This window comes from Paenibacillus silagei (assembly GCF_017874735.1).
Classification (GTDB): domain Bacteria; phylum Bacillota; class Bacilli; order Paenibacillales; family Paenibacillaceae; genus Paenibacillus_AQ; species Paenibacillus_AQ silagei.
The window spans coordinates 439,266-457,133 of record NZ_JAGGLV010000002.1; the positions used below are offsets into that span (position 1 = coordinate 439,266).

General features: G+C 53.4%; 15 protein-coding genes. 3 read left to right on the top strand and 12 right to left on the bottom strand.

Features of this window, described 5'->3' with window-relative positions:
* Positions 1-93: 93 nt before the first annotated feature.
* On the top strand, positions 94-1,119 hold the full coding sequence (locus J2Z70_RS05330; protein WP_245367985.1) for an ABC transporter substrate-binding protein: 1,026 nt from the start codon (positions 94-96) through the stop codon (positions 1,117-1,119).
* 143 nt (positions 1,120-1,262) lie between these two features.
* Positions 1,263-1,496 (top strand): YczF family membrane protein, encoded by a 234-nt coding sequence (locus tag J2Z70_RS05335; RefSeq protein ID WP_209870112.1) that lies wholly within the window; start codon positions 1,263-1,265, stop codon positions 1,494-1,496.
* A 5-nt stretch (positions 1,497-1,501) separates the two neighbouring features.
* Here J2Z70_RS05335 and J2Z70_RS05340 read toward each other — a convergent pair whose 3' ends face one another.
* The 12 genes from J2Z70_RS05340 to J2Z70_RS05395 all read right to left on the bottom strand — a co-directional run bounded on the left by J2Z70_RS05340 (position 1,502) and on the right by J2Z70_RS05395 (position 15,390).
* Entirely contained in the window at positions 1,502-2,599 is a 1,098-nt protein-coding gene (locus tag J2Z70_RS05340; RefSeq protein ID WP_209870115.1) for a GerAB/ArcD/ProY family transporter, read from the bottom strand.
* Positions 2,600-2,634: 35 nt separating this feature from the next.
* The gene (locus J2Z70_RS05345) at positions 2,635-3,840 is read right to left on the bottom strand and encodes a Ger(x)C family spore germination protein (protein WP_209870118.1); all 1,206 of its coding nucleotides are present in this window, start codon (positions 3,838-3,840) and stop codon (positions 2,635-2,637) included.
* Complete coding sequence (locus J2Z70_RS05350) at positions 3,830-5,362, bottom strand: spore germination protein (protein WP_209870121.1); 1,533 nt, start codon at positions 5,360-5,362, stop codon at positions 3,830-3,832. The genes J2Z70_RS05345 and J2Z70_RS05350 overlap by 11 nt, the downstream gene beginning before the upstream one ends.
* Positions 5,363-5,541: 179 nt before the next feature.
* The gene (locus J2Z70_RS05355; protein ID WP_209870124.1) at positions 5,542-6,582 is read right to left on the bottom strand and encodes an NAD(P)/FAD-dependent oxidoreductase; all 1,041 of its coding nucleotides are present in this window, start codon (positions 6,580-6,582) and stop codon (positions 5,542-5,544) included.
* 27 nt (positions 6,583-6,609) lie between these two features.
* Entirely contained in the window at positions 6,610-7,644 is a 1,035-nt protein-coding gene (locus J2Z70_RS05360; RefSeq protein WP_209870127.1) for a FecCD family ABC transporter permease, read from the bottom strand.
* A 2-nt stretch (positions 7,645-7,646) separates the two neighbouring features.
* Entirely contained in the window at positions 7,647-8,705 is a 1,059-nt protein-coding gene (locus J2Z70_RS05365) for a FecCD family ABC transporter permease (protein ID WP_036727445.1), read from the bottom strand.
* Positions 8,706-8,858: 153 nt separating this feature from the next.
* Entirely contained in the window at positions 8,859-9,773 is a 915-nt protein-coding gene (locus J2Z70_RS05370; RefSeq protein WP_209870128.1) for a phosphotransferase, read from the bottom strand.
* Between the two features lie 202 nt (positions 9,774-9,975).
* Positions 9,976-10,287: a hypothetical protein gene (locus J2Z70_RS05375; RefSeq protein ID WP_036727449.1), complete on the bottom strand. Its 312-nt coding sequence runs from the start codon at positions 10,285-10,287 to the stop codon at positions 9,976-9,978.
* Between the two features lie 123 nt (positions 10,288-10,410).
* Positions 10,411-12,105, bottom strand: a complete 1,695-nt coding sequence (locus tag J2Z70_RS05380; protein ID WP_209870130.1) for an oleate hydratase — start codon at positions 12,103-12,105, stop codon at positions 10,411-10,413.
* A gap of 130 nt (positions 12,106-12,235) precedes the next feature.
* On the bottom strand, positions 12,236-12,844 hold the full coding sequence (locus J2Z70_RS05385) for a TetR/AcrR family transcriptional regulator C-terminal domain-containing protein (protein WP_209870132.1): 609 nt from the start codon (positions 12,842-12,844) through the stop codon (positions 12,236-12,238).
* A gap of 85 nt (positions 12,845-12,929) precedes the next feature.
* Positions 12,930-13,658, bottom strand: coding sequence for a metallophosphoesterase family protein (locus J2Z70_RS05390; RefSeq protein ID WP_342592988.1), 729 nt, complete (start codon positions 13,656-13,658; stop codon positions 12,930-12,932).
* 136 nt (positions 13,659-13,794) lie between these two features.
* Entirely contained in the window at positions 13,795-15,390 is a 1,596-nt protein-coding gene (locus tag J2Z70_RS05395) for a sigma-70 family RNA polymerase sigma factor (protein ID WP_209870134.1), read from the bottom strand.
* Positions 15,391-15,676: 286 nt separating this feature from the next.
* Here J2Z70_RS05395 and J2Z70_RS33605 point away from each other — a divergent pair, with 286 nt between their 5' ends.
* Positions 15,677-17,854 carry a YDG domain-containing protein gene (locus tag J2Z70_RS33605; RefSeq protein ID WP_209870136.1) on the top strand — a complete coding sequence of 726 codons (2,178 nt, stop codon included), beginning with the start codon at positions 15,677-15,679 and terminating at the stop codon, positions 17,852-17,854.
* The last annotated feature ends 14 nt before the right edge of the window (positions 17,855-17,868 follow it).

Genomic DNA, 17,868 nt, shown 5'->3' on the forward strand with positions numbered 1-17,868 from the left:
GCCGGACATCACATTCAGCCATAGTCTAATCAGAGCAAACTCTGTAAAGTGTTATTGAGAATGATAATCGTTCTACATTAAGGAGGCTGCATCTTGAAAATCCCGTATTTACGTTCACGCCGCATTCACCCGAAGGCTTGGATGGTCCTGTCTCTGCTTCTGGCATTGACTCTTAGCGTCTCGGCTTGCGGAAACAACACTTCTAATACCAGCAGTGGTGCTGCTTCAGCTAATGCTACCGGAACACCCGATTCCTCCCCTCAGCCAGAGAAGGCTGCTGCAACCGCAGCTCCGGCTTTCCATACTGTGACAACTGTGAATGGAGATATTGAGGTACCGGCAGCACCGCAACGGATTGTTGCCGAGGAATATCTGGGCAGCTTGATTGCCCTGGATACGATTCCGGTCGGTGCGCCCGGGCTTACACTGGAGAATATGTACTTCAAAGAATTCCTCACAGGAGTCGCCGACACCGGCACATACGGTAAAATGTCACCGGAGAATATCATCGCGCTGAATCCCGACTTGATTATCTCCGGCAATGCAGACAGCTATGCGGCGCTCAGCCAGATTGCCCCAACGGTCATTGTGCCATACGGTGATCTGAAGAATGCGTATGAAGAGCTGACCTATTTCGGCAAGCTGCTGGGCAAGGAGCAGGAAGCAGCAGCCTGGCTGGCTGATTACGATAAGCGTATTGCTGACGCCAAGGCCCGTGTGGATGCAGCCATTCCTGCCGGGGCCACCTTCAGTATTCTGGAGCATGCAGACAAGTCCACCTGGGTCTATGGGGATAACTTCGGACGCGGAGGACAGCCCATCTATCAGGCGTTGGGGCGCAAGCCGCCCACTGGAGTGGCTGCTGAAATTATGGAGAAACAGTGGGCTGAATTATCCGCTGAGACCCTGGGCAAGTATGCGGGTGATTATCTCGTCATTACCGACAATACCTGGACTGCTCAAGACTTCCAGGCAGACCCGATCTGGGGCAGCCTGCCGGCAGTCAAGAACGGGAAGATCTACGTATGGAAAGAAGAGCGCTCCTGGTACTATGATCCGATTGCCGTTCTGGCCCAGACGGAGGAGCTGGCCGATTGGCTGACCGGAGTACAACAATAATGGATTCATGAATAAGCTGCCTGGAGCCTTGAATGGCTTCCGGCAGCTTTTGGCGTTTACCCTATCCATTACTCGGAGATAATATCTGTAGCCCGCCGCACCGGAACCGGTGAATTATTCTTGCGGTGCACAAGGAGACCTCCATGAAGATTATCAGTATCTATGTCCTGTTAGCTGTTCTTACGCTTACGTTAATAGTCATCATTGATGTGATGTCCGGCATCAGCCTGCGTGCATCCATTCATTCGCTCTCGACCATCTTTGCTACAACCACACTACAGGAAGCCATATGTATCACAATCTTCCTGCTTCTCCCGTTCGTTCAGGTAGCCGTCCATGTCTCTAAGAAGCGTCAATCCCGCCGGAAACCGTCTTAATTCTTCTAACGGTACAATCCGAACTTGCGCCGGACAAGATGAATCAGCAGCAGCAGGATTGGAATCACCGCACAGAATACCGGCAGAATCGTCTGCAGAAAAGTCTTCCCGTCATTCATATGCTCCGAATAATTCTGCGCGCTGACAAAAGAGCTGAACAGCATAATCACGCCTGCAGGAACAACCAGCCTGCTTGTATCGTTTACCTTGAACAGATCGTTGGCAATCGCAACAGCAGCATAACAGTAGACGGTCAGCTTAAAGAACGCCCCGATAATCAGTGTAAGCATAACCAGGGCATCCAGCCGTTGAATGAAATTGGCCATATTCACAAGGGTAATAGTCGTAAACATGGGAAAGGCGGTACGGCTGTACAGGTTCTCGCCAAGCACAGACATTTCGATTGCATGCGTGAAGCTGAGCAGACAGGCGCTGACAATGATGGCTGCGATTCCGGTCTTCTTAATTTTCCGGGATTTATTGAAGTGGGGCAGAATGGTAGTGAAGCACATCAGTTCGCCGAACGGAAAGATCAGAATGTTGGGATAGGCTGATTTCAAGGCTTGCTTGTAATCACTCATATGAAGCGGAAACAGATTCTTATACTCCACCAGCCCGGCTGAGATTACAGCAATAATACAAATGCACCCCATAATGATCACAATCCACAGGACAATCTCGGCGGTCCTCGCGAACACTTCTATCCCTTTGCTCAGGATATACATCACGGCAATAATCATGATTGAATTAATGATCAGAATCGGGGTTTTGTCATAGGAGGCCGAGATCAGCAGATCACCCGCTTCCCGCAGATTTCTTGAACCGTTATAGAGAAGCACCGGCAGGAACAGCAGACTTACCGGCCAGCCCAGCCATGGCCCGAGAATAGAACGCGTATACCCGCTTATGATCTGGTTCGGGAATTGGAGATAGAGATGTGCGAACACCAGATACAGCACAATGCCCCCGGGAAGGGCAATCAGAATGGCGAGCCAGACTGCATGTCCGCTCTCCAGGCCAATAGGTACAAGCACGGCGGTTCCCAGCTCGAACAGAATGATCAAGGCAAGCAGTTGATTGGGGCCGATCACTTCTTTTTTCATAAACATCAATCACCTGATTTCTGCGGTTAAGCCAATTATTTACCTTCGGGGATATACGGTTTCAGACTCATGCCTGTACTGCGGATGTAAGCCTTGATCTTGAGGTCCAGCTTCCCCTCCGCGAAGATCCGGCCCCAGTCCCCGTCCAGCGCCGCCCATTCCTGCGGATTCGTCCGCTTCAGCTCATTGCCGAAATTGAAAATATCGCTCTCCAGCTGTTGTCCCTTATGAAAAGCCTGCATCACTTCAGCCCTCGTCTTCTTCTCCAGCTCTTGTTCAAGCTTCATGATATCTTCCCGCTTGCTGAGATCCACGAAGCTGTCCGTTTCATTGACGCTCCCCTCCTCTGCAATCGTCACATGAAAGACCGGAAGACCATTCTCAATCGTGGTCTTTACCTCCGTTCTGGAGTAGATGATATTGACGGCAACGGACTCTTTTTTATCATCTGCATCAATATCCAGCACTGTTTCTTCTATCTGGTTAAGCAGCCACTCGGTGCCTCTTGCTTCGGAGTCCTTCATCCAGTAGATCAGCTTCCCCTGCCTGAACACACCAAGCCCGCTCATCACCGTCTCGGTCAGGGTCTCCGACCCTTCCAGATTGCTTTTCTTCTTCCCTTCCTCAGCATCTCCATTGATCTTCACCGCATTGATCGTCAGATCCCCTTCTCCTGTAATGCCATGAATGACATCGAATACGCTTATGGGCCGGTTCTCCCCCCAGACGCTGGAGGTATTCTGCGCTTTTTTCACCAGCCCCAGAGCCGGCAGACTCTCTACAGGGGTCAGCAGCTTCATGACAGAGGCAGCATCACTGCCACGGGCAACCAGTATTTCTGAATTGAGCCGCAGCTCATGGGACCGCTCGAAGATGTCGAAGATATCGTTAATCCCGTCCCGCGCCAAGGGCTCTCCAAGCACAATAAGCTGGGTATGGGCAAAAAAAAGCTGGCGGGTTACATGCTTGGACGCCCGCCGCAACGCGCCGAACATCGTTTTGTCTGTGGCCGACACCACCACTACAGCAGGCTTGCCGCTCCCGGGAGAGGTACTCGTCGATGTGGAAGACGGATTGACCAATTGAAAGGTGACCCGGTATTCATCGGTCTCCGGAACAAGATCCATCCCTATGCCGCTGACAACGGCCAGCTCGTTCAATTCCCGGCTGTTCCAGCAGCCGCCAAGCGGCAGGACCAGCACCGCTATAGCGATCAGACGCAGCAGTCCCTTACCGTTCATCGGATTTCCTCCCGGCGGCCCTTTTCCCTGCGGGAGAGGCTGAAGAGCGTTTGCTGTTGTTGACGAGCCGCTTTCTGAGCCTCGTGAAGCTCTGGGGAGAGCGGATGAAGGTATCCTTCAGATTCCCCGGAACAAAAGGACCGATGGGCGTCATGTAAGGAACACCGAGTGAGCGCAGGCTGCACAGATGGGCAATCAGCATAATAGTAAATATAGCGATGCCATACAGCCCCATAAATGCGGCAATCGCCATGATGATGAACCGCAGCATGCGGATGGAGAGCGCCATGTTGAAGGCCGGTGTAGCAAAACTGGATATTCCTGTTAGCGAGACCACGATGACCATAGCCGGAGAGACGATCCCTGCCTGAACCGCCGCTGTCCCAAGCACCAGACCGCCGATGATAGATACGGTCTGGCCGATCGGCGAAGGCATGCGGACCCCTGCTTCCCGGATAATCTCGAAGGTAACCTCCATCAGAACCGCTTCTACAAAGGCAGGGAACGGCACCCCCTCCCGCTGTGATGCCAGATTGATCAGCAGCGGGGTCGGAATCATCTCCTGATGGAAGTTCAGCGCCGCGACGAAGATCGCCGGACCATACATTGAAATGACCAGACACACAAACCGGAGCATCCGGATCAGCGAGGAGATATCATACCGCTGATAATAATCCTCGACCGTATGAAAGAACATGAAGAAGGTAGTCGGGGCAATCAGCACAAACGGAGTACCGTCTACGAAGATGGCAATCCGTCCATCAAGCAGATTGCCCGCGACACTATCCGGGCGCTCTGTATTGAACATCGTGGGGAACGGGGAATATTTATTGTCCTCCACGATCTGCTCAATATATCCCGACTCCAGAATCATATCGACCTTAATCTCCTGAAGCTTATCCTTGAATGCCTGAATCGTCTCTTCGTCGGCAATGCCGCGGATATACATAATCGTGATATCGGTGTGGGTCACATCGCCCAGCTTCATGGTTTCGGTCCAGAGGTCGGGGTTCTTGATGATTTTGCGGACCAGGGCAATATTCGTGCTGATGGTCTCCGTGAAGCTTTCTTTGGAGCCGCGAATGGCGACCTGGGTAGCTGCCTCAGAAACTGGCCGTGCCTCCCCGCCGCAGGTGCTTCCGCTGATGCCTCCCCCCACTCCGTTCACCAGAATAACCGTATCGCCCGAGAGCAACGCCTCCAGCAGTCCGTTAATATCTGTAACCAGCTTCTCCTTGCCGATACTAAGGGCGTTCTCTTTAATATAGCTGTAGACTTCCTCCGGGGTTACCGCAAGCCGCGCATGGTCATTCAGAGCTTGAAAGGACATCACATGCGAGATGTAGTCATCGACCATCACTCTGTCGGTAATGCCGGCGATATATATTGCAGCCACACGGGCTGTTCTATTAATTAATTCATAGGTGCGTATAACCAGATCGGGACTGTTCCCGAGCCTTGCTTGAATGGTACTGATGTTGTCTTCCAGCTTAGGGGAGACCGGCGAATTTATATTCTCCATATCCGCACCTCCTGGCTCTTACTATTCGCCCGCTATCCTTTTTTTATACAGCATATGGAATATGTAAAAGCATAACAAGCTGCCCCCGGTACGGAATAATCCGTGTAAGGGACAGCTTGTGCAGATACAGCTTATGGTATAGCGCCGGTACACCGGCTGATATCTCTGAAGGAGGAATGCTAGTGGTTATCTACTACGCCAAGCGCCTTGTTCTTCTCCTTGAACCGGTCATTATGGGAGGAGACGTAGGCTACCTTCTCAGCGGTAGGGTCCATGTACAGCTTCGCGCTGTTCAGGGCAAGCACCGCATCGGTGAACGTTCCGGCAATGAGCCGTACCTTGCTCTCATGATCCACGAAATCTCCGGCAGCGAAGATACCCGGCAGATTGGTCTCCAGCTTACCGCTGACGTTCGCACACCATTCTCCCATATCCAGTCCCCAGTCCTTGAGCGGACCGAAGTCGCTTCTCAGCCCGTGGTTGACAATGACGGCATCGACCTCAAGCTGCTCATGCTCTCCGGTCTGAATATGGCAGACGGTCACCTGATCGATCTGCTGTCCGTCACTGCTGTGCAGCTGGCTTACCGCACAAGGCACACGCACATCCACCGAGGAGGCCTTCATCCGGGCAATATTCTTCTCATGCCCGCCGAACTGCTCCCGGCGGTGGACCACAGTTACACTGGCGGCAATCCCCTCCAGCTCATTCGCCCAGTCCACTGCGGAATCTCCGCCGCCCGAGATCAGCACCCGCTTGCCGCGGAAGGGCTCCAGCTCCTGTACCGTGTAGTGCAGATTCGTCACCTCATAGCGGTCCGCGCCTTCAATCTCCAGCTTCGCCATCTGCAGAATACCGTATCCGATGGTAAGTATGACGGTACGGGTCCAGTGCTGCTCGCCTGTGGCTGAGGTCAGGATATACGTTCCGTCCTCCTGGCGGGCCTGGTGAACAATCTGCTGTCCGAATACAAGGGTAGGATCGAAGGTGCGCGCCTGCTCTGCCAGCTGATCAATTAACTGGCGGCAGAGAATAGGTGTTACTCCTCCGACATCCCAGATCATCTTCTCAGGATAGATCAGCATTCTGCCGCCCAGCTCATCCTTCGCTTCAATCAGCTTAGTCTTCAGATCCCTCATTCCGCTATAGAACGCTGTATACATGCCTGCGGGGCCGCCGCCAATAATCGTCACATCGTATAATTCCATTGCTTCGTTCATTGTTATCCCTCCAAGGTCTGGTTGTATTTAAGATTTGGTACGGGCCAGAAGATACAGAAAGTATGGAGCACCGATGACAGCTACCACAATGCCGGTAGGAATCTCGGACGGCTGCAGAATCCGCCGTCCGATCGTATCCGCCGCAATGACAAGCAGCGCGCCGATCAGCGCAGAGGCGGGCAGCATCAGCTGATGCTTCGGTCCGACCAGCCGCCGCGCCAGATGCGGGCCGACCAGCCCGACGAAGCCGATGCCTCCGCTGACCGCTACGCTGGAAGCCGCAAGGCCGACCGCTGCTGCCAGCAGACGGAACTGCTCTCTGCTCACATTAGCACCGAGTCCTGTCGCTGTCTGCTCGCCCAGATTAAGGACATTCATCACCCGTGCCTTGTAGATGACATAAGGCAGGAGAATCACGATCCAGGGCAGCAGGGATAAGACAAACTTCCAGCTTGTGCCCCAGATGCTGCCCGCCAGCCAGGTGGCCACGAACTGATACTTGTCCGGGTCAAGGCGAAGCGTCAGCACGATCATCGCCGCGCTCATGCCTGCCGCCACTGCGACCCCGGTAAGCAGCAGCCGGATCGGCGAAATGCCCTGATGCCGCTTGTATGCGAGGCTGTAGATCAGAGCAGCAGTACAGGCCGCCCCGGCAAAGGCAACCACAGGCAACAGATAGACCGGTGCCGCCGAGGTCGTCGGATAGAAAGAGATCAGCAGCATAACCATCAGTCCGGCCCCGGCATTAATGCCGAGAATACCCGGATCGGCCAGATCATTGCGGAAGACCCCCTGCATCACTGCGCCGGATACAGCAAGTGCGGTACCAATTAACAGAGAAATGACAATCCGCGGCAAACGGAACTGGAACAGAATCAGCTCCTGCTTCTCCGTCCCCTTGCCGACCAGCGTATCCAGCAGCTCAAGCGGAGTAAGTCTTATGTATCCTGTATTCATACTTATAATGAACATTATCACAATCAGAACGGCCAGCACGCCGATCACTCTCAGGCCATACTTACACCTTGCATCTTCTGAAGAAATTCTCTTATGGCTCTGCATCTTTACAGCTCCCTTCTTTCTTTTCGGGCCAGATACAGGAAGAACGGTACCCCAATCAGGGCTATAATCGCACCCACCGGCGTTTCATGCGGCGGATTGATCATCCGGGCGGTCAGATCGCCCCCGACCACCAGCAGCGCACCCAGCACCGCAGAGCAGGGAATAATCCAGCGGTAATCCACACCCACCAGATAGCGTGTCAGATGGGGGATGATCAGGCCGACGAACCCAACAGCTCCCACTACAGCTACCGAGGCTCCGGCCAGAATCAGGACAATTAGCGTACCAGCCAATTTCACCAGTCCTGTACGCTGCCCAAGCCCCTTGGCAATATCCTCACCCAGGCTGAGCATCGTAATCGAACGGGACAGCGCGATGGCTCCCAGGATAGCCGCTATCACCCATGGGGACATGATCTGCAGCTGGAACCATTTCGTTCCTGCCAGACCACCGGCATACCAGAAGGCAAGATCTTGTCCGATGCGGAAATAAAGGGCGATGCCTTCGCTTAGCGCAGAGAGCAGCGCACTGAGAGCAGCACCTGCCAATACGAGCCTGGCCGGGGTTAGTCCGCCCTTCGCCAGCGAGCCTACACCGTAGACAATTCCCGCTCCGGCTCCGGCGCCAACGAAGGAATAGAGAATGAGATACATGAACGGCAATCCCGGAAAAAATGCAAAGCAGACAGCCAGCGCAAAGCCTGCTCCAGAGTTAATGCCCATCAGTCCCGAATCCGCCAGCGGATTGCGGGTCATCCCTTGCATAATAGCCCCTGCCACAGCGAGGCTGGCTCCCACCATTACGCCGCCCAGCACACGCGGCAGCCTAAGCTCGCGGATGATCTGATGCTCGGTAATATCGGGATTGAAATGAAAGACTGCGGTCCATACGACCGACAGCTTAATATCTGCGGCCCCGAACGATACGGAAATAGCGATACCCAGCGCCAGCGCAATCAAACCGCCAATAAGAATTAATGTTGCCGCCCAGGGACGGGACCGCAGCTTCAGCCGCTTTGCCTTCTGATCCAGCCCGCTCCCGGACACTGCCTGTTGATTCATGAATGTCACCTGTTTCTTTGAAATTGATTCTCATTATCATTATAATATTGTAAAGGAACAGGTCAAGGTTTGGCAATGGACAAAATAAAAATAAGAAAACCGCCTTCGTTGAAAAGGCGGTTTATTGCTATCGGCCGTAATGAAATAATGAGCCTAATCCGACAGTGCCCGCATGATGTTGGATTTCGCCTCTGCCGCAATCGCTTCATTCCCGTCATCGACCGCTTGCATTAAGATCAGCATGGGGATGTATACCGCCATCAGCCGCGCCAGCAGCTTCGTCTCCTCGTCCGCTCCTCCGTACGTTTCGAAAAACACGCCGCGGGCGTATGGTGGTAAAAAGCTGTAAGCAACGCTCAAATCGCAAGCCGGATGGCCTACGCTCAGATCGCCCCAATCAATGATGCCGGAGACGATCCCGTTCTCATTCACAAGCATATTTTTGAAATGAAGATCGCCATGCAGCAGTGCATTCACCGCCTCGACACGGTCCTTTTGCAGACTGTTAATATACGCTTCGATCACACCGGACTCCTCCGGCGATAAGTGTTCAACCAGCTTCGATAGAAAGCCCTCCAATTTCACTTTGCGTGATGCTATGTCCGTCAAGCTTCGATGATCTTGCTGAACTCCGCACTTCAGCGCCGCCTGCACCGGGAACTCATGCAATCTCCGCAAAAATGCCGCCAGCGTCTCTGCCGATAAAGCCCGGCGTTCTTCCGTCAAACCGATTGGGAAATCTCCTGGCACGTGGGCATAGCCAAGAAATGGTGCCGGATATTCGTCACTTGCTTCGCCATAAAACAACGGTTTCGGATAGGGGATGGTCAAATATGTCTCCAGCTTCGGCAGCAGCTTCCCTTCCATACGAATCGCGCCAACGGCAAACGTTCTTCTTGGAAACCGGAACACGTACTCGTCACCGATGAGAAAAACCGTATTGTCCCAGCCCCAGCCCAATCGCTTCACTTGCTTCGATGACAGCTGAGGGAATTGTCTTCCGATCAGCGTCCGCGCCTGCTCTTCGTTAACCTCCCACTCCGCATCCCATATATTCGTTCCTCCCATGAATTGTCTGCCTCCTCGTTCCTTACTTTACTTATCCGAATACGTCCACGCCCAAGTACGCGAGAGTTCTGCTCTTGAATTTCATCAATCGCTCAACAAATTTTAACACAGCCATATTTTTAAAAACAGCCTATCCTCCCGGTTCCATCCTGTTAGAGATGTAGCTGGAGTATAGGCTGTCAGATTGGCTGTTAGTTGAGTTTTATACATTCTGAAGTGTACCGCCGAATATTTTGCGGATGTATCCTTGCAGCTTGCCGATATGCGGCACGAAGAGGCTTTTGTCATACACATAATTGGATTGGGTTACCAGCTGTGAATAGAGCAGGAAGAGGATGGCCGCGAGCTCCCGGTCAATCTGCCGCTCATGCTCCATCAGAGCATACGTCTCATCCAGCGCCTCATAGAGCTGAAGCAGAGCCGCCTCATTAATGATCTTACGGCGCAGCGGTACAAGAATATCTGTAGCAATAGCATCAATCCGCAGAATAACAGCCGCCAGTCTCTCGTTCACACTATTCTCCTCCTGCAATGACTGAATGGTTAAGCGCTTGCTTATTACCATCCTATGTCTGCCGGACCCCAGGCATGCCTGGGCAGCGGAATCAGCTACCTCGTGTAATCCTCGTATTCGTCTCTAGATCAATTTCGAGAGTACTGTTCCCGCCAGCAGCTCCCCAAGTGTCTTATCCAGCGGCAGCGGCTTGTTGCCCAGGCAGGTGCGGAGCGCGGTCAGCAGTACCCGGACATCATATTTGCTCGGATGGACGGGAATCACTTCTTTTTCCAGCTTCAAAAGCTCATATACAGCCATCATCGCGGAACGGACCGAATACTCCACCGTGAACACGCAGTCGTCCGGGACTTCGGCGAACTGGCCGAGGAAGGCCAGATTCACACTGCCCTGCGGCACGACCTGCGGACGGTCACCAAGAGCGCGCGGCATGAACTGCGCAGTGATATAAGGCATCATACAAGGGATGACATTAGTGGTATGCTCCAGAATCTCGGGAATGCGGTCAACAAGTCCCATATGGTAGCACAGTTCCTCCAGCAGCTCGCGTCCGGTGCAGTCGCTCATTTTTTTCTTGATATAGTCGCCTTCGGCATCCGGGAACAGGCCATACGCCCACAGCACCTTCACATTATCCGGCTGGTTGATGAAGTGAGGCTGCTTCGGTGCGGTCCAGGACATCATCCAGCTGGAGTCTTTGATCGTAACTACACCGCCCATGCCGGGAGCGTCACCCGTCAGTTCCAGCAGATAAGGGAATACAATCTCATCATCGGTAAAAGTCATTGTGAACGACAGCCATTTGGACTTGTCGATATCCCCGCAGAACACTTCAGGGCGGCCGAAATCCGGGGATTTGGCAGCAAGCTTCTCCCAGAGGCTCCAGCACCCGCGTTCAGTAACGGACCGGTTCAGCACCGCCGGGTGGTCCAGATCGCCAAGGGTAGAATTCTCTGTCATTGAGCCGTTCGTGACCATGACCAGATCCGCGCGTGTCACAGGAATCGTCTTCGGGGAACCATTAACCTGCACCTGAATCGCGGTTATAACCTTCTCATCACCGTTGATACTAAGCTCCAGATCCGTAACCTCATGCCCTTTGTCAAAATGAACGCCCTCACGCTCCAGCCATTTCATCAGCGGCAGGATCAGCGAGTCGAACTGGTTGTATTCGGTGTGTAAAATTCCTTTCAGCTGGTTCATCCCCGAGATCAGGTGCATGAACCGCTCCATATAACGCTTGACCTCCACCACACTATGCCAATTCTCGAAGGCGAACATGGAGCGCCAGAAATACCAGAAATTCGTCTCCAGAAAGCTCGGGTCAAAAAACTGCTCAATCGTCACCGTGCCCAGTCTCTCTTCGGTAGCCAGCGTCAGCTTGCCTAATTGCAGCGCATGTGCGGTAGAGAGTCCAAGCGATGAGAAGTCGGCGGGGGTGCCTTGCTTTTCGACCAGACGGCAATGCGATTCAATCGGTTCAGCCAGGTTCAGCTCCCGGAATTCATCCAGCACTGTCCAGTCCGGATTGGTCAGGGAAGGGATGAAGCCGAACAGCTCCATGAAGCACTCGAAGTGCTCTTCAATTTCGCGTCCGCCCCGGGCGCTGTAACCGTCCTTGGCATTGCCTGCCCCGTCCATGGAACCGCCGTATATAGATGATTGCTCCAAAATATGAATATTCCGGCCGGGCATATGCCCGTCACGAATCAGAAATGCCGCCGCCGACAGGGAGCCGATCCCTCCTCCGACGAGATATGCCTTGCGTGAAGCGATGCCTTCCTGTACCTGCGGATGAATTCTTTGATATGTACCCATGTGTCCTCTTCCTTCCTTGATCAGGGGATAAGTGCCTGCTAACTGCCTTCACTATAACCGCCGTGAACCAGGGATTCTATGGACAGCCGGACGCAACTGTCTAGGGATTACACATCCGCCCGATATTGTGTCATGACTTCACCGGATGAACTGCAGACTGATAATGCTCAAGCCCCCGGGCAATGCATCCGTCCATAATCCGTGATACCTTGTCCACCACTCCGGCCGGATCTGTATTCGCCCCGGCCCTGAGCCAGTGGATCACCTGTTCAAGGATGGCCAGCGTGTAGAAATCGGCTATATCGAGTCTGGCCTGCATTCTCACAGGCTCCGGAATCTGCTCCTGTCCCGGCCACGCCTGCCCGTCCAGCTCCTCCACTACGCTGATCATGACGCGGTAAATTACCCCATACAGGAATTGCTCCAGATGCTCGCGCCCCAGCGAATGGAAGGTATTCAGACAGATGGTTTTGTTATTTACGGTGTAACGCAGGACGCTTAAGAATCCTTGCTTCCAGCCCGCCCAGCAGCAGTATTGGTCCAGTCCTTCAATCACTTCTGACTTGTAGATCCAGCCGAGCAGCTCATAGATATCCTGAAAATGATTATAAAACGTATGGCGGGTCACCCCGCAATCCGCTGTGAGCTGCTGGATCGTTATTTTGTTCAGCGGCCTCGTGAGCATAAGCTTCTTCAGCGACCGGGCTAACGCGTTCTTCGTTAAGAGTGAACTCGACATCTCTGCCTCCTGAACTCTTGGATTTGATATTCCAATTATAACCAATTGGGAGTTAGTTTTCATCCCGTCTGCTCCGCAGCTTTTGTTACTCCCGCTCCCCCAGCTTGACCGCATAGGTCTTGTATCCTGCTTCGCTAATCTCAAGGCAGTTCAACTGCTCCCCGTACACGCAGCCGCCGTCGATGCCAATTTTGTCGCCCAGCGGACTGAACCAGACTCCTGCTCCGTCCTGCAGATCTACAGTAGAGGTATGGCCGAAGACGACCGTCTTCTCCGTAGAAGTAACAGGATGATTGTAGAAAGGCTCCCGAATCCAAATAAAATCATACTCCCGTTGGGTCCGCCAGTCGGCAAGGGAAGGATCAATGCCCGCATGAACGAACAGATGGGTCTCCGTCTCATAGTAGTAGGGCAGCGAACCCAGAAAATCCAGATGCTCCTTATACTCCGTACGCATGAACCGCTTCATCTCCGTATAATCCTTCCAGCCTGAATCCGGGTGCAGCAGGACCGAATCCCGGCCTCCGCAATAGCTCAGCAGAGTATGGAAGCCCCCGTTCGTAATCCAGTGGGTATCCCGCTTATCATCCTCTCCCGCCAGCGCATCGCAGGCCATCTGATCATGGTTGCCCCGCAGCACAATAACCCCCTCTGCTTCAGCAAGCCGCTTCACCTGCTCCACGACCGCTCTGCTGTCAGGCCCTCTGTCCACATAATCGCCCAGCAGGATCAATTGATCCCTGGATGGGTTATACTCCGCCCGGCGGAGCAGCAGGCTGAATTCCTCTATACAGCCGTGAATGTCACTGATCACTAATGTTCTGATGCCGCTCTCCTCCTTCTTCACTTGTAACTGTCTTGACCTGGAGTATTTATTATACTATATAGGCATAAAAAAGAGGTTCACCCGCCAAGCGTTCAGCTTAGCAGGGAAACCTCCTGGTTACATTCTATTCCATCCGCGCGGATGGCGGGTACTGTACCGGCCGTTCCGCAGCACGGTCCCAGCGCCAGGGGGCGTCATGCCCCTCCAGATGCAGGCCGCCGTACCATTCATCGATACTTTGCAGCTGTAGCCGGTCGGCTGCTCCGGCCAACACCTGCTCTCCCCATGCAGTCAGCGTAACGCTGCGATTCAGGAATTCCGGTAGTTCCCTGTAATCTGTTAGCTCTGCTACACCATCGAGCTCAAGCAGAGGTTTCGTCCCGGCCGTCAGTGTGCGCAGGATCTTCCAATATTCCGTATCGCCCATGCCAAGCCGGTGCAGCTCATCCGTCACCTGCCTGAACAGCTTAAGCGGCGTGTCCATTCCATTAGCCACGGCTTGAAGGGTGGTCTGTTCGACGATCCCGAGACCATTCTCTACGGAAGGCAGGCGGGAGAGATGGGCCATGAAGGCGTCATAGGCAAAAGCAAGTGCGCCCCCTTCCAGCTCCTCCCGCTTCGCCGCAAGCAGGTCCGCGAGCTTCCGGGGATCGGAAGCGGCGTAAGCCTCCCACAGCAGGCTTCCCAGCTGCAGCTCCTTGCGGCCGATAGTCCGCCAAGTTCCCGGCAGGGTACTTAGCTGAGCTTCCGTCAGCTGTCCCAGACCATGGAACAGCTCAATCCCGGGGAATTCTCCGATGCAGAGCAGGCTAAGCTTCGTGTTGACCAGCTTTTGCCCATTGAACCAGTGTAATAGATAGGCCAGCATACTCTGGTCGAACAGATCATGCTCGAACCACAGCACCACCTCATCATACTTGCGGAATCCGCTGATCCTCTGCTCCTGCTCCGCACAGCCCGCCACATATTCAGCTGCCGGAATGCCCATCGTGGCCTGCAGCACCTCAGCCCGCAGCTGCTGATTCTGCTCTGCCGCCGGATCTATGAATATTGGTCCCGCCGAATAGATCTCTCTCCACACCAGCACCTCCCCCTGGACAATCCCCTGCTTCAGCTTGTCTCCCACCGTGTCACCATTCACAATATGCAGCATTCGCTGTCCTCCCTCATGTAACAAATGAAATGCAGCCGCCAGATCGGCAACAGGCAAAGCCCCCTTCAGCTTGCGTCTGCCGTCATACAGCCTTTTCTTCAGCGTAGCAACGGAAAGGTCCAGATACACGGAAATCTCCTGAAGCGAGTACCCGTAGAAGTAGAACAATTGCAGCGGTACCCGCAGCTTGGTAGACAATTCCGACACTGACCTGTGGAGCACCTGCGTCCATTCTCTATGTTCGGCAATCTCCGCAACCCCTGGAGAAGAGCCCGCGACATGCACCGCCGCCTCCAGAGGCAGCAGGGCTTGACGCTTACGCCGCAGCAGCCGGTGACACTGCCTGACCACAATGGTTTTGAACCATCCCGGAAACGCCGCAGGCTCCTGCAGGCTGGCAAGGTTCATATACGCCTCCAGCAAGGCTTCCTGTACCGCGTCTTCCGCAAGCTGAACATCCCCGAGCATATCGTAGGCCACTACGTAAGCCATCCCCCGCACATGCCCGCTAAGCTCCCGGAAGGCTTCGGCATCGCCCTTCTGCGCCTTTTCAATCCAATGCAGCATACGTCTGCAAACCTCATTTCTGTATTTTTATCGTGTTCTAATGATAAGTGCCGGTCCGGGAGGAAAAGGTTACAAAGAGGGTGCAGAATGTATTGACCAGTGTTAGATTTATATTTTGGTAAATTAAATTTACAATGATTATATTTATTTAAATCAATTTCAAATGATATGTGTTACTATTATTTCATTTAGCCAAGCTCGGAGGCCAAAACTGTTGCCCGGAGGATATTAAGTGATACCCACGGCCTATGTCAGCGAAGATAATACACTTTCAGGAGGCAAAACATTGAACCATACACCGGGCAAGCTTTTTCTCTCTACACTAATGATAGTAACTGCACTATATTCTTCTGCCGGAACAGCTTTTGGCGCAGCAGCTCCTTCATTAACTGGAATCACAGGCCACTGGGCACAGAATGAAGTTACCGATTGGGTTGACAAAGGGCTCATTCAGGGATACGCCGATGGCAGCTTCAAACCGGACAATAGTCTGAAAAGATCAGAGTTCATGGCGCTCATCAACCGCGCCTTCGGATTCACCGAGACGGCACCTGTTGCCTATAAGGATCTCTCTACAAGCAACTGGGCCTACACCGAGGTTGCCAAAGCCGTGAAAGCCGGATATATCAGCGGATATTCAGATGGTACCATCGGTACCGGCAAGACGATCAGCAGACAGGAAGCCGCAGTGATCATCAACCGGTTATTGAAGCTGGATGCAGCTAAGACCGGTGCTCTTTTCAGCGATTCCAAGGACATTGCCGCCTGGGCACTGGATTCTGTCAACGCCGTGGCTGCGGCAGGAGTCATGAAGGGTTACTCCGAAGATAACAGCTTCAGACCTGGCAGGGAAATTACCCGTGCAGAAGCCGTAGTGTCCTTAACACGGACCAAAGCTATTGAGGAGGCTCCGGCCAATACTCCTGGAAATGGTGGAGGCACCCCTTCAGCAACCATCTCTCCAGCAGCTAGTCCAACTGCCACACCAACTGCTACACCTACGCCTGTCCGGAGCACCTATGTCCCATCCGATCCAACGGCTACGCCTACAGCTGCACCAGTACCTACAGATATACCAACACCTACACCTACACCTACGCCTACAGTCACACCTACTCCTACGCCGACACCTACTCCTGATCCGGGTGATACGTCAGCCCCTATACTCACAAGTGTGACCCTTGGAGCGGTGACTGTAGGAGACAATGTATATGGAACAAGCAACGAAGCGGGTTATTTGTATCTGGTCCCCTCCACAGTGGTCGTAACGACAACGAGTCTGGAAGATTCTGTTCATGCCTCTCTGGGTAAAAAGCTGGCGGTAACCGCCTCCGTCTATTCCCCGCTGAACACGCAGGGTCTGCCAGCCGGTCATTATGTTGTGTATGCTGTAGATGGCTCCGGCAATATCTCGGCCCCTTCCAGCACGATTGAGGTTAAAGCGATTGAGCTGACTATAGGGCTTCCCGCCTCCTTGACGGAGTCCAAAACCTATGACGGCACTGCTCTTGCAGCAGTAACCGCAAATTCGCTGACCGGTGTGCTTAGCGGTGACGATGTTGAAGTGCTGGCCTCTGCTACCTACAACAGTGCAGCGCTTGGGGTGAACAAGACTATAACCGTTACCTACACATTAAGCGGAGCACAAGCAGCCAGCTATCTTGCACCCGCTCCCTATATCGTGAATACGGGCAGCATCGCACTCCATCCATTAACCATCGAAGCTCCGAATTTGACCTTGGCGAAGTTCAAGGACGGAACCACGGCAGCGGCGGTGACTCCCGGACGGCTTATTGGGGTAGTTCCAGGTGAGGATGTCAGTGTGAACGCCGTTGCCAACTATGACACATCATCCATTGGGACGAACAAGACCATAACTGTAGTCTATACACTTAGCGGAGCAGATGCAGGCAACTATATTGCACCTGTGAGCTACATCACCACCAATGGCGAGATTGACCGGGATCAGATCACACGCTCCAGAGTCTATGACGGAACTACCGCAGCGGCAGTGGTTGCCGGTGCCGTAACCGGAATTTTTGAAGGGGATGATGTGAACGTGCATGCTGCCGGAACCTATGACACTCCTAACGTGGGAGTGAACAAAATCATCACCATCTCCTACACCTTAACAGGAGCAGATGCAGGTAACTATTATCCACCTGTTAGCTATACCATTAACACAGGTATTATCACTGCCTTGCAGTTGGACATTACAGCACCAGTGATCACAGAATCCAAGACCTACGATGGTAATGCATCGGTCCAGATCACCCCGGGTACTCTGACCGGAGTCATTCCTGGCGATGATGTTACCGTCAGTGCAACAGCAACCTACAACGATGCTGCTGTCGGCAGCGGCAAACTCATCACTGTGGTCTACACCTTATCCGGCGAAGACGCCGGGAACTATTTTGCACCCGGTAATTATATGATTTCGACAGGTGCGATTGTAGCGCCTTAAGAAGAGATTTGTGA